The sequence below is a fragment of the Synechococcus sp. MIT S9503 genome (genome assembly GCF_047304175.1).
In the GTDB taxonomy this organism is placed as follows: Bacteria; Cyanobacteriota; Cyanobacteriia; order PCC-6307; family Cyanobiaceae; genus Synechococcus_C.
The window spans coordinates 2,296,576-2,311,731 of sequence record NZ_CP138955.1; the positions used below are offsets into that span (position 1 = coordinate 2,296,576).

The 15,156-nt window shown below is 58.0% G+C and carries 1 protein-coding gene (only partly in view); it reads left to right on the top strand.

The genetic code is table 11. From position 1 onward, the window contains the following. On the top strand, positions 1-15,156 hold the 5' portion of the coding sequence (locus tag SIB56_RS12510; protein WP_413324245.1) for a hypothetical protein. Its footprint extends 14,274 nt past the window's final position; 15,156 of the gene's 29,430 nt are visible here — the first part of the coding sequence; the start codon lies at positions 1-3; its stop codon lies off the right edge, out of view.

Genomic DNA, 15,156 nt, shown 5'->3' on the forward strand with positions numbered 1-15,156 from the left:
GTGATTTCGCAAAATACCGGTGGCATTGGGGGTAATGCCGGAAGTGGTGGTTTATTTGGTGGAGGTGGAGCTGGCGGTAATGGCGGTTTCTCTGGACTTGCAACAGGATCCAATGAAGGCTCAATCTCTGTAACGTCTGCAGGTAATGCTGGCGGCGCCGGTATTCTTGTTCAATCCGTTGGCGGACAAGGAGGTGCCGCTGGTGGGGGTTTAATCTTTACGTTTGGTGGCCTCGGGGGCACCGGCGGTGCTGCAGGAAGTGTCCAGGCCAACAATACAGGCACGATCAATACAGTCGGCAACAGCGTTCCGGGGATTAACGCCCAGTCAGTTGGTGGCGGTGGTGGATCCGTTCCGTCATCAACATCTCTAGCCAATCTTGGTGCACAGAAGGGTGGCGCTGGTGGTGCTGGCGGAACAGCCCAGGCTTCAATGTCTGCCGGTTCAATTACTACCAACGGTACCAATTCTCAGGGCATTATTGTTCAGTCAATCGGTGGTGGTGGTGGAGCGATTGGCGGCCAAACTGCGTTGATCGCACTTGGTGCCTCTTCAGAAGCGGGTGCAGGTGGAAATGCTGGAAATGCTTTTCTGTCTTTCACAGGAGGGAGCATCGAAACTGGTTCCAACACCAACGACATTCTCTCCACTGGAGTTTTGGTTCAGTCAATTGGTGGTGGTGGTGGTAGCGCTGGTACCAACGCGGGTCTCATTGCCTTTGGAGCTGCGGGTGGCCCCGGCGGTAATGCTGGTACAGCATCTGCTGAGCTTGCCAACGGGAAAATCACCACTTCTCAGGATTTCGCACCCGGTGTAATTGTTCAATCAATCGGTGGCGGTGGTGGAAACGGAGGCAGCGCAACCGCTGTTGGTGTTGGTATTTCGATGGCAGTTGGCGGTTCGGGTGAGGCCGGTGGAACCGGTGGAACCGCTTCGGTGACATCACCAAGCAACAGCGGAGCTGTCACGATCGACACCATTGGAGATAGTTCTCCAGGTCTGCTGGTTCAGTCAATCGGTGGTGGTGGTGGCAACGGTGGATCTTCTGTTTCAGCCACCGTGGGTGTGGGCGTCTCTGTCAGCATCGCCGTTGGTGGCGGCGGTGGATCAGGAAATACAGGCGGAGCTGCGAATGTTGGTACCAGCAGTGATCCGTTTTCTGCGAATATCACCACCAAGGGTGACTTTTCTCCAGGCATCACTGCCTCCAGTGTTGGTGGTGGCGGTGGTGCAGGCGGAGCATCAGGCAGCGTTTCGTTGAGTCTCGGTGCGAGTATTGCCCCCAGTGTTGGTGGTAGTGGAGGATCAGGTGCCAATGCCGGCCCGGTCACTCTCTTCGCTGATGGAACCATCACCACGGAAGGTTTTCAATCTCCTGGTTTGGCGGTGGCCAGTATTGGAGGTGGAGGAGGTTCGGGTGGTTCCAGTCTCGCGATTGCTGCCGGCGCTGGCGCTGTTTCACCCTCAGTCGGAGGTTCTGGATCGGCAGGTGGCACTGGAAATACCGCTTCTGCCACGTTCCGAGGAACTTCGATCACAACCCTTGATCAATATTCGCCGGCTGTTTCCATCAGCAGCATCGGCGGTGGTGGCGGCTCCGGTGGCAGTTCCGCTTCCTTAGCTGCTTCGGTTTCGGTCAGCATCGGGGCTTCTGTTGGCGGCAGTGGTTCTTCAGGTGGATCTGCCGGTAACGCAACTGGAGACATCAGTGGGGACTTAGCGACTCACAAGAGCTATTCACCAGGCATCATCATTCAATCGATCGGTGGTGGTGGTGGTAATGGCGGATCCGCTGTTTCAGGAAGCTTCAGCGCTAACCCTGTAGCCGCAGGATCCGTTTCCGTTTCTGTGGGTGGCTCTGGTGGTGGCGGCGGTGCTGGTCGTGACGTCAACCTCAGTTATGGAGGTGGTTCAATTCTCACAGGCTTAAGCCAAAGCCTGTCGGATCTGGTCAGTTATTCACCAGGCATCCTTGCTCAGTCCATTGGTGGTGGTGGCGGCAATGGTGGTGCAGCCACCACGGCCAGTGTTTCAGTGGGAGGTAGTGCTGGCGTCACTGCAAATTTTGGAATCGGAGGCAAAGGAGGTAGTGGTGTTCAAGGCGGCAATGTCACGGTCAACACCACCTTCAGTGGAGATGATGTTATTTCAACAAAGGGCAGTTTTTCTCAGGGCATTCTTGCTCAATCCATTGGTGGTGGTGGTGGCCAAGGCGGCTCGAGTCTGAATCTTCAGTTCTCCGGAGGCGGCAATGGAGTCAATGTCGGCGGCAGCGTCGGCGGCAGTGGGGGAAGCGGCGCCGATAGCGGCGACGTGAATGTGCTCACAACGGGAGGGAAAATTCTCACCCTTGGTGATCAATCAGCAGGTATCTACGCGCAATCTGTAGGCGGTGGTGGGGGCTCAGGTGGCTCCGTGCTCAGTATCACAATGTCTGGAGGTGGTGCAGGTGTGAATGCTGGAGCCACGATTGGTGGCTCCGGATCGGGTGGTGGTAACGCCAAGACCGTCGATGTTTCATCAGGCAGCTCGATTCAAACCGAAGGGTTTCAGTCTTACGGCATTTTCGCCCAATCAGTTGGTGGTGGTGGTGGATCAGGCGGTAACGCTGTCAGTGGTTCCGCTGCAGGAGGAAGCGTCGGTGTGAATGCCGATTTTGTGCTCGGTGGTGGTGGCGCAGGCGGTGGTAGTGGCAGCAGTGTGACTGTGACGTCAACCGGATCCACGATCAGCACCAAGGGTCATAACGCAGCAGCGATCTTGGCTCAATCCATTGGCGGCGGCGGCGGTGCCGGTGGATCTGCCATGAGCCTGCAGCTTGCTGCAGGAGATGGAGCGGTCAACGCAGGAGTCACTCTTGGTGGCGATGGTGGTCGAGGCGGTGGGGGGGGCAGTGTGACTGTCACTAACAGTTCAACTCTGTTCACATCAGGCAATAACGCTGTTGGTTTGTTTGCTCAATCCATTGGAGGTTCCGGTGGTGCTGGTGGCAACTCGCTCACCGGCCAGTTATCCATCGGCGGCAGTGCAGCGGTTAATGCAGGCGCGACCATTGGTGGTAAAGGTGGCGCTGGTGCTACGGCTGGGAATGTCACCATCAATAATTCCGGTGCTTCGATTACTACAACGAAGGACCAGTCATCAGCAATCGTTGCTCAGTCCATTGGTGGGTCAGGAGGCTCCGGTGGATCCGCATTAACGGTCTCTATCGCAGCGTCGGGTGGTACCCCGGTAGGTGCTCAAGCCACTGTTGGCGGCAAAGGTGGAAGCGGAGGAACATCCGGAAATGTCAATCTCACCAACAGCGCCAATATTTCAACAGGTAGCGTTGTAACAGAAACAATCAAAGATACCGATGTCTCTATTACCTATTTGGGTGGTATTTACTCGTACGGCATCTTTGCGCAATCTGTTGGAGGTGGCGGTGGTTCGGGCGGTAATGTACTGCAAGCCAACCTCAGTGGAGGAGCTGACGTAGCTGTCACTGCAGGTGCTTCAATTGGTGGAGGCGCTGGCAGTGGCAATACAGCAGGTTCAGTTACGGTTGAAAACACTGGATCGTTTATCACCACGCTTGGTGATTACGCAACTGGAATTCTTGCCCAGTCAATTGGCGGAGGTGGTGGTGCTGGTGGAAGTTCACTCAGCTTGAGTGGTGCTGGTGGAAGCAAAGCTGTCAGTGTTGGAGTCAACCTGGGTGGTAAAGGTGGTGAAGGAGGTCGAGCTTCGGATGTCACAGTTGACAACTCAGCAGCAATCACAACAGGAACCACCTTTGAAGATAAACTTTATGGAAACTATTCTTATGGGATATATGCCCAATCCGTTGGAGGAGGCGGAGGTTCAGGAGGTGAGGCGATCAGCGGCAGTGTCAGTATTTCTCAAGGAACAAGTGTTAACGCAGGAGTAGCCCTCGGTGGAACAGGAGGTTCTGGTAACACTGCTGGAAATGTATCAGTTTCTAATACTGGACTTATAAAAACGATTGGAAATAACAGTGCCGCAATCTACGCTCAGTCACTTGGTGGTGGTGGTGGATCGGGCGGTCGTGTTGTCACCGCTCAGTTGGGAGTCTCAACAGGTGGCTCCTCTGTCAATGCCGGTGCAAGTGTTGGCGGCAATGGTGGTACCGGTGGGAATGCTGGCAACGTCACGATTGTGAATACTGGAGATATCACAACTGGATCATTCTTTGATCAAAAAGTATCTGGCGACTTTGCCTACGGATTATTTGCCCAGGCTGTTGGCGGTGGAGGCGGTTCGGGTGGTAGCACGATCAGCGGTCAGCTTGGTGGCAGCACCAAAACGTCTGTGAATGCAGGTGTGAGTATTGGTGGTACAGGAGCTGCAGGCGGCTCTGCTGGGGATGTCACTGTTAATAACTCAGCCACTTCAATCCGCACTCTTGGCGATCACGCGAGTGGAATCGTTGCTCAATCCATTGGTGGAGGTGGTGGTAGTGGCGGCAGCACCCTCAATATTCAGGCAACTGGTAGCACTGGTAAATCCGTGGCCCTGACAGGCAGTGTCAGTCTTGGTGGAAGTGGGGGTGCAGGCAGCAGTGGAGGTAATGTTTCGGTTACATCAAGCAGCGATATTCAAACTGGTTTTGTCGTTGGTAACGATGTAATCAGTGGAGATTTTGCTTATGGAATTCTGGCTCAATCGGTTGGAGGCGGAGGTGGTACAGGCGGAACAACAAGTAACTATTCTGCAACCGTTTCAAAGGAAGGTAAACCGATAACTCTTGGTGCCAATATCGCTGGTTCAGGTGGCGAGGGTGGACGATCCGGCAATGTTGAACTTTTTGTTTCCGGCAACATCATCACGGTTGGTGATATCGCGCCTGGTGTTCTTGTTCAATCCGTCGGCGGAGGAGGTGGCGCAGGTGGCAACTCAGAATCGATGTCTCTCAATGCGTCTTTAAAAGGTGACAAAACCATTCAGGGCACTGGATCTGTTGGTTTGGGAGGTTCAGGTGGTAGTGGTGGTGTTTCCGGTAATGTGACCGTAACGCCTGACTCCACAGGCAGGGGATTATCGATTGCAACCCGAGGTCATCTTTCCAAGGGATTTGTTGCTCAGTCAATTGGTGGTGGTGGCGGAACTGGTGGTTCTGCGAGCAGCACCAGTTACACAAAAAGTAAGTCTAAATATACATTTGGTGCTACAGCCAATAAATCCGGTGAGGGTGGAACCGGTGGAAATTCCGGCAGTGTCACTGTCGGCGTAGATTCCAATTCTCCACTGAACCTCACGATCGTCACGTTGGGTGACAGTGCTGAAGGTTTCTTGGCTCAATCGGTTGGTGGTGGTGGCGGAACTGGAGGTGGCGCCAAAACCGATAACCAAGGCGGTGCTGTCAATGCTGCTTTTGCCATGGGTGCAAAAGGAGGCGCTGGCGGTAATGCAGGGGCTGTTTTCGTCAATACACTTGCTTCCATCACAACCTCTGGATCGCATGCAAGAGGTTTCATCGCCCAGTCAATTGGTGGAGGTGGTGGTACCGGCGGAAGCAGTGTCTCGCAGTCCAAATCGAGTGCGCCAGACAGTAAGGACTCCAAAGAATCCACCTTCAGCCTTGGTGCTTCTGCGGCAACGGGCGGAAGTGGTGGAGCTGGCGGGAGTGCGAGCACTGTTTCAGTTTCTTTTGGTGGAACTGTTTCAACCAGCGGCGCCGCATCTGATGGCATTTATGTCCAATCAGTTGGCGGTGGTGGTGGCATCGGCGGATCGACGATCAATAGCGCATCGTCATCGGGCGGCAATAAATTCTCAGGATCATTATCTGTCGCATTGGGGGGCAGTGGGGGTGCTGGTGGAGATGGTGGTGATGTCAGTTTCTTAGCAACATCTCCGATTAAGGTTGTTACAACTGGTCACTCATCCACCGGCATTACTTTGCAAAGTCTTGGTGGAGGAGGAGGAAATGCGGGCGAAGTCAAGTCAGAGTCAACGACAACGTCTGCAGCTAATTCATCGTTTAATTTTGGAGCATCTGCCGCTGTCGGTGGTCAGGGTGGCAGTGGTGGAAGCGGTGGCAACGTCACTTTTGGGAGTCGCTCACAGATTGCAGATCTCGCCATACAAACAAGTGGCGATAATGCCAATGCTCTGTTCATTCAATCTCTTGGAGGTGGCGGCGGTGTTGGCTCCAGCACCAATGTCGGTTCCTCTGGTGGAAATCTCTCTGTCTCTTTTGGGATGGGAGGTACTGGAGGCAACGGTGGTGATGCCCGCAATGTTTCGATGTTTGCAGATGGAACTTTTCTGACTGCTGGACATACCTCGCACGGCATCCTGATTCAAGCCATCGGCGGCGGTGGCGGTCAGGGCGGTTCAGTGACCACCAATGCTTCATCTGAAGCAAAATCAGCGAATTCAAAGTTTGCCTTTGGTGCTTCAGTTGGAGTCGCGGGTAAGGGTGGTGCAGGTGGATCAACAGGCGACGTAAACGGTTCTATTTCTGGTCAGATTGTCACTCAGGGTGACAGTTCGATCGGCTTCTTTGCCCAGTCAGTTGGCGGCGGCGGTGGTGCCGGCGGTTCTGTGACCAATTCCGCCTCCTCGTCTGGTGAGGCCAATATTGCTGCCTCCGCCACCTTCGGAATGGGTGGAAAAGGTGGTTCAGGAGGATCAGGAAAAGCTGTCTCCTTCCAGGTGCCGGAGACACTGACGATTTCAACGGGCAACATCACTCTCGGTACAGGAACCGCTTCTCATGGTCTGCTGCTGCAGTCGATCGGCGGTGGTGGTGGCCAGGGTGGATCGATCATCGGTAGTAATGCTGCGACCAACGTCTCCAATGCCTCGTTCAGCTTTGGTGGTGCGGGTGCAGCAGGTGGTGCTGGCGGTGCCGGTGGATCGGGTGGATCCGTCACTCTCGGCTCAAATTCGCAGATTGCCGATCTGGCGATTCAGACGCTGGGCGACAACGCCAATGCTGTGTTCCTGCAGTCGATTGGCGGCGGCGGCGGTGTGGGTGGCTCGGTCAACAATGCATCTGCAGCAGGCGGCAACCTGTCGGCCACCTTCTCGATGGGCGGCAGCGGCGGCTCCGGCGGCGGTGCCGGTGATGTCAGTTTCTATGGAAAAGGACAGTTCATCACCGCCGGTGATTCCTCCTATGGCGTGTTGCTGCAGTCGATCGGCGGTGGCGGCGGTCAGGGCGGTTCTGTGACTTCCAATGCTTCATCTGAAGCAAAATCAGCGAATTCAACCTTCACGTTTGGTGCGACTGCCGGTGTCGGCGCTGACGGCGGCGGCGGCGGCAGTGCAGGAGCTGTTGAAGGATCGATTGCCGGGGCGATCACGACGATCGGCGATGGATCGATCGGCTTCTTTGCTCAGTCAGTTGGCGGCGGCGGTGGTGCCGGCGGTTCTGTGACCAATTCGGCTTCCGCGTCTGGTGAGGCCAAGATTGCTGCTTCCGCCACCTTTGGCATGGGAGGCCAGGGCGGTCGAGGTGGTGATGGCCAAGCGGTGTCCTTCCAGGTGCCTGAGACCCTGACGATTTCAACGGGCAACGTCTCACTGGAGAGAGGCATTGGTTCACACGGAATGCTGCTGCAGTCGATCGGCGGCGGTGGTGGTACCGGTGGATCGATCATTGGTAGTAATGCTGCGACCAACGTCTCCAATGCCTCGTTCAGCTTTGGTGGTGCGGGTGCCGCGGGTGGTGCCGGCGGTGCTGGTGGATCGGGTGGATCCGTCACGCTCGGTTCGAACTCGCAGATTGCCGATCTGGCGATTCAGACGCTGGGTAATAACGCCAACGCGGTGTTCCTGCAGTCGATCGGCGGCGGTGGCGGTGTGGGTGGCTCGGTGAACAATGCGGCCGCCGGCGGCAACCTGTCGGCCACCTTCTCGATGGGCGGCAGCGGCGGCTCCGGCGGCGGTGCCGGTGATGTCAGTTTCTATGGAAAAGGACAGTTCATCACCGCCGGTGATTCCTCCTATGGCGTGTTGCTGCAGTCGATCGGTGGTGGCGGCGGTCAGGGCGGTTCTGTGACTTCCAATGCTTCATCTGAAGCAAAATCAGCGAATTCAACCTTCACGTTTGGTGCGACTGCCGGTGTCGGCGCTGACGGCGGCGGCGGCGGCAGTGCAGGAGCTGTTGAAGGATCGATTGCCGGGGCGATCACGACGATCGGCGATGGATCGATCGGCTTCTTTGCTCAGTCAGTTGGCGGCGGCGGTGGTGCCGGCGGTTCTGTGACCAATTCGGCTTCCGCGTCTGGTGAGGCCAAGATTGCTGCTTCCGCCACCTTTGGCATGGGAGGCCAGGGCGGTCGAGGTGGTGATGGCCAAGCGGTGTCCTTCCAGGTGCCTGAGACCCTGACGATTTCAACGGGCAACGTCTCACTGGAGAGAGGCATTGGTTCACACGGAATGCTGCTGCAGTCGATCGGCGGCGGTGGTGGTACCGGTGGATCGATCATTGGTAGTAATGCTGCGACCAACGTCTCCAATGCCTCGTTCAGCTTTGGTGGTGCGGGTGCCGCGGGTGGTGCCGGCGGTGCTGGTGGATCGGGTGGATCCGTCACGCTCGGTTCGAACTCGCAGATTGCCGATCTGGCGATTCAGACGCTGGGTAATAACGCCAACGCGGTGTTCCTGCAGTCGATCGGCGGCGGTGGCGGTGTGGGTGGCTCGGTGAACAATGCGGCCGCCGGCGGCAACCTGTCGGCCACCTTCTCGATGGGCGGCAGCGGCGGCTCCGGCGGCGGTGCCGGTGATGTCAGTTTCTATGGAAAAGGACAGTTCATCACCGCCGGTGATTCCTCCTATGGCGTGTTGCTGCAGTCGATCGGTGGTGGCGGCGGTCAGGGCGGTTCTGTGACTTCCAATGCTTCATCTGAAGCAAAATCAGCGAATTCAACCTTCACGTTTGGTGCGACTGCCGGTGTCGGCGCTGACGGCGGCGGCGGCGGCAGTGCAGGAGCTGTTGAAGGATCGATTGCCGGGGCGATCACGACGATCGGCGATGGATCGATCGGCTTCTTTGCTCAGTCAGTTGGCGGCGGCGGTGGTGCCGGCGGTTCTGTGACCAATTCGGCTTCCGCGTCTGGTGAGGCCAAGATTGCTGCTTCCGCCACCTTTGGCATGGGAGGCCAGGGCGGTCGAGGTGGTGATGGCCAAGCGGTGTCCTTCCAGGTGCCTGAGACCCTGACGATTTCAACGGGCAACGTCTCACTGGAGAGAGGCATTGGTTCACACGGAATGCTGCTGCAGTCGATCGGCGGCGGTGGTGGTACTGGTGGCTCGATCATCGGTAGCAACGTCACGACCAAGGCTTCCAATGCGAGCTTCTCTTTTGGTGGTGCGGGTGCCGCGGGTGGTGCCGGCGGTGCTGGTGGATCGGGTGGATCCGTCACGCTCGGTTCGAACTCGCAGATTGCCGATCTGGCGATTCAGACGCTGGGTAATAACGCCAACGCGGTGTTCCTGCAGTCGATCGGCGGCGGTGGCGGTGTGGGTGGCTCGGTGAACAATGCGGCCGCCGGCGGCAACCTGTCGGCCACCTTCTCGATGGGCGGCAGCGGCGGCTCCGGCGGCGGTGCCGGTGATGTCAGTTTCTATGGAAAAGGACAGTTCATCACCGCCGGTGATTCCTCCTATGGCGTGTTGCTGCAGTCGATCGGTGGTGGCGGCGGTCAGGGCGGTTCTGTGACTTCCAATGCTTCATCTGAAGCAAAATCAGCGAATTCAACCTTCACGTTTGGTGCGACTGCCGGTGTCGGCGCTGACGGCGGCGGCGGCGGCAGTGCAGGAGCTGTTGAAGGATCGATTGCCGGGGCGATCACGACGATCGGCGATGGATCGATCGGCTTCTTTGCTCAGTCAGTTGGCGGCGGCGGTGGTGCCGGCGGTTCTGTGACCAATTCGGCTTCCGCGTCTGGTGAGGCCAAGATTGCTGCTTCCGCCACCTTTGGCATGGGAGGCCAGGGCGGTCGAGGTGGTGATGGCCAAGCGGTGTCCTTCCAGGTGCCTGAGACCCTGACGATTTCAACGGGCAACGTCTCACTGGAGAGAGGCATTGGTTCACACGGAATGCTGCTGCAGTCGATCGGCGGCGGTGGTGGTACTGGTGGCTCGATCATCGGTAGCAACGTCACGACCAAGGCTTCCAATGCGAGCTTCTCTTTTGGTGGTGCGGGTGCCGCGGGTGGTGCCGGCGGTGCTGGTGGATCGGGTGGATCCGTCACGCTCGGTTCGAACTCGCAGATTGCCGATCTGGCGATTCAGACGCTGGGTAATAACGCCAACGCGGTGTTCCTGCAGTCGATCGGCGGCGGTGGCGGTGTGGGTGGCTCGGTGAACAATGCGGCCGCCGGCGGCAACCTGTCGGCCACCTTCTCGATGGGCGGCAGCGGCGGCTCCGGCGGCGGTGCCGGTGATGTCAGTTTCTATGGAAAAGGACAGTTCATCACCGCCGGTGATTCCTCCTATGGCGTGTTGCTGCAGTCGATCGGTGGTGGCGGCGGTCAGGGCGGTTCTGTGACTTCCAATGCTTCATCTGAAGCAAAATCAGCGAATTCAACCTTCACGTTTGGTGCGACTGCCGGTGTCGGCGCTGACGGCGGCGGCGGCGGCAGTGCAGGAGCTGTTGAAGGATCGATTGCCGGGGCGATCACGACGATCGGCGATGGATCGATCGGCTTCTTTGCTCAGTCAGTTGGCGGCGGCGGTGGTGCCGGCGGTTCTGTGACCAATTCGGCTTCCGCGTCTGGTGAGGCCAAGATTGCTGCTTCCGCCACCTTTGGCATGGGAGGCCAGGGCGGTCGAGGTGGTGATGGCCAAGCGGTGTCCTTCCAGGTGCCTGAGACCCTGACGATTTCAACGGGCAACGTCTCACTGGAGAGAGGCATTGGTTCACACGGAATGCTGCTGCAGTCGATCGGCGGCGGTGGTGGTACTGGTGGCTCGATCATCGGTAGCAACGTCACGACCAAGGCTTCCAATGCGAGCTTCTCTTTTGGTGGTGCGGGTGCCGCGGGTGGTGCCGGCGGTGCTGGTGGATCGGGTGGATCCGTCACGCTCGGTTCGAACTCGCAGATTGCCGATCTGGCGATTCAGACGCTGGGTAATAACGCCAACGCGGTGTTCCTGCAGTCGATCGGCGGCGGTGGCGGTGTGGGTGGCTCGGTGAACAATGCGGCCGCCGGCGGCAACCTGTCGGCCACCTTCTCGATGGGCGGCAGCGGCGGCTCCGGCGGCGGTGCCGGTGATGTCAGTTTCTATGGAAAAGGACAGTTCATCACCGCCGGTGATTCCTCCTATGGCGTGTTGCTGCAGTCGATCGGTGGTGGCGGCGGCCAGGGCGGTTCTGTGACTTCCAATGCTTCATCTGAAGCAAAATCAGCGAATTCAACCTTCACGTTTGGTGCGACTGCCGGTGTCGGCGCTGAAGGTGGCGGCGCTTCTTCTGGGCAGAAGGTGCGGAGCGGAATCTCCGGAGCGATCACGACGATCGGCGATGGATCGATCGGCTTCTTTGCTCAGTCGGTTGGCGGCGGCGGTGGTGCCGGCGGTTCTGTGACCAATTCGGCTTCCGCGTCTGGTGAGGCCAATATTGCTGCTTCCGCCACCTTTGGCATGGGAGGCAAGGGTGGTAATGGAGGATCTGGTGGAGTAGTGAATGTCTGGGTGCCTGAGACCCTGACGATTTCAACGGGCAACGTCTCACTGGAGAGAGGCATTGGTTCACACGGAATGCTGCTGCAGTCGATCGGCGGCGGTGGTGGTACTGGTGGCTCGATCATCGGTAGCAACGTCACGACCAAGGCTTCCAATGCGAGCTTCTCCTTTGGTGGTTCAGCCGCTGATGGTGGTGATGGAGGAGGGGGCGGTGCAGGTGGATCCGTCACCCTCGGCTCAAATTCGCAGATTGCCGATCTGGCGATTCAGACGCTGGGCGACAACGCCAATGCTGTGTTCCTGCAGTCGATCGGCGGCGGTGGTGGTGCGGGTGGCTCGGTGAACAATGCGGCCGCAGGCGGCAACTTGTCTGCCACGTTTGGCATGGGTGGTTCAGGTGGAAACGGCGGTGAAGCAGGAATCGTTTCTGCATATCTCGATGCTTCGGTAGTTACCGCTGGTGATTCCTCCTATGGCGTGTTGCTGCAGTCGATCGGTGGTGGCGGCGGTCAGGGCGGTTCCGTGACATCGAATGCATCGGCTTCTGCAGACTCTGCCAATTCCACGTTTGCTCTTGGTGCTTCTGCACCTATCGGCGGAGGAGGTGGTGGAGGCTCCTGGGGACAAAAGGTTCGTGGAGGGATTTCAGGAGCGATCGCGACGATCGGCGATGGATCGATCGGTTTCTTTGCGCAGTCGGTTGGCGGCGGCGGCGGTGCCGGCGGTTCCGTGACAGGTTCCGCATCAGCGTCAGGTAGGTCCAAATTGGAAGCTTCCACCTCAGTTGCCATGGGCGGTGCTGGCGGAACCGGCGGTTCTGGCGGTGTCGTGAACATCTGGACTCCCAGCACTCTGACGATTTCCACGGGTAATGTCTCCTTAAATCGAGGCGCTGGTTCTCACGGCCTGCTGCTGCAGTCGATCGGCGGCGGCGGCGGTGCTAGCGGCTCTGTGCTCAGCAGCAATGTCAGCACTGCTTCATCAAATTCTTCATTCTCTCTGGGTGCAACAGCCGCTCTGACACGTGATGGCGGTGACGGCGGCAGTGCCTCCTCCGTAACTCTGGGCTCTCAGTCACAAAGCGCTGATCTGATCGTTCAGACCATTGGGGAAGGGGCCCACGCCTTATTCCTTCAGTCCATCGGTGGAGGTGGTGGAGCTGCTGGTTCAATTAATAACGGTGCAGCCAGTGGCAATCTCTCCGCATCCATGGCGATGGGGGGCTCTGGCGGCACGGGTGGTCGCGCTGGGACAGTCAACCTCTTCGCTGACGGCACTTTGGTGACTCAAGGGGACGGTGCTTACGCCATTCTTCTTCAGTCCATCGGCGGTGGTGGCGGTCAGGGCGCTTCCATTACGTCCAATGCTTCCGCTTCGGCCAATGCTGCCTCCTCCTCCTTCGCGATGGGTGCTGATGGCACCAAAGCCGGAGATGGTGGTCTGGGTGGTCAAGCCAACGACGTCACAGCGACCCTCTCAGGAAATATTTTCACAACCGGCACTCAATCCACGGGCGTATTTCTCCAGTCCATTGGTGGCGGTGGCGGAGCTGGCGGATCGATTACCAACACAGCCTCCAACACAGGTAATGCCTCGTATTCCGCATCAGCCACCTTTGCGATGGGTGGCAAAGGCGGAGGTGGATCGACTTCAGGAGACGTGTCTCTGTTCACGACTCAGGCAAATACTCTGAATGTCGAGACTACGGGTGAATCGGCCAAGGGAATTCTGTTGCAGTCGATCGGTGGTGGCGGCGGTGCCGGTGGTTCCATTCACAGCAATGCTGCCAGCAGCACAACTGACGCCAAATTGGGCGGTTTCGCCGCTGGAGTGTCAGGCGGCGGAGGCGGCGGCGGAAACAGTGGTTCGGTCTCACTGGATGTTGCTGATCTTGTCATCACTACCAGCGGGAACAACGCCGTTGCCTTGATGGCTCAATCCATCGGTGGCGGTGGTGGTAGTGCTGGGACCAACGTGAGTGACGTTCAAGGTGGTGACATCAGTCTCAATGTCGGGATCGGCGCCAGCGGTGGTGATGGCGGAAACAGTGGACCCGTCAATCTCTCGATTCAGGACGGAACAATCCTCACCACTGGCGACAATGCGACTGCTTTGTTTGTGCAGTCTGTTGGTGGCGGTGGCGGCAGTTCCAGCAGCTTCGCAGGCGGGAGCTCTTCTTCCAAGATTTCCATCAATGGCACCATCGGTGGCTCTGGAGGCTCAGGAGGAAACAGTGGCAGTGTCTCCATCATCAACGCTGCCGATATCAAGACAACAGGAGACAACGCTGTCGCCATCTACTCTCAATCGGTAGGCGGTGGTGGTGGACAGGCCTCTCTGGCAGTGCCTTCTTCCTCGGAGGGCAATACCCTCAGCGGCTCTCTTCAGGTCGGCGGTTCTGCAGGCGGTGGTGGCAGTGCCAGCAACGTCTCACTCACTAATTCAGGCGTCGTCATCACTGAAGGGATTCAGTCCCACGGGGTGTTCTCACAGTCCGTGGGCGGCGGCGGTGGCCGCGTCAGCATTGCAGCGCCTGTCGCATCCGAAGGTACGGATGCCTCCATTTCCTTCGGAGGTGCCGGCGGTGATGGTGGTTCTGCTGGTGATGTGACGGTCACCAACTCCGGTGTTATCCAAGTCAGTGGTGATGCGTCTTACGGCATTTATGCCCAGTCAGTGGGTGGCGGAGGCGGCTCTCTCTCCAGTACCGCAACCATGAGCGCTTCCTTAGGTGGAAGTGCCGGTGGTGGGGGCAATTCCGGCGATATCACCATCACTAATAACTTCGGGGGCAACATCGTCACGAGTGGTGAAAACGGTATTGGTGTTTTTGCCTTGGCCATTGGAGGTGGTGGTGGTGACATCGGCAGCAACCGTGATTCCCTGAGCCTCGGTGCGTCAGGTGGTAACGGTGGCAGTGCAGGCAATATCACGCTCACCAACCGGGGCAATATCACGACTCTTGGAACCGGTTCCTATGGCGTGGTGGCTAACTCCATCGGCGGTGGCGGTGGTCGAGCAACCGCAAACATCAACGAAGGCACCATCAGTCTTGGGGGCTCAGGTGGTTCAGGTGGCAGTTCGGGCACGGTCACTCTGCGCAATGAAGGCAACATCCTGACTTTCGGTTCCTCCTCCATCCCCGTTTATCTGAACAGTGTTGGTGGTGGTGGCGGAGATGCCCAGGCAGGATTCGGCGACGCGATCCTTGGAAGTAATGGTGCAACCGGTGCCTCCGGCAGGACCTTCCTGATCAACACAGGCACTCTTCAGTCCAATTCTGAATTTTCTCCTGCAATTCTTCACCAGGCCATTGGTGGTGGTGGTGGTTCTGTCGCCAGTGCCAAGGGAACTATCAAGGTCGGTTCACGCAATGCCACCGGGCTGCAGAACGCTCAGAGCATGACGTTGCGGAATGAAGGAAGTCTCACCACACTTGCTCGTTACTCACCAGCAATCTTTGCTCAGTCGATTGGTGGTGGCGGTGGACGTATTGCCCAGACCTCAGGTGGCTCT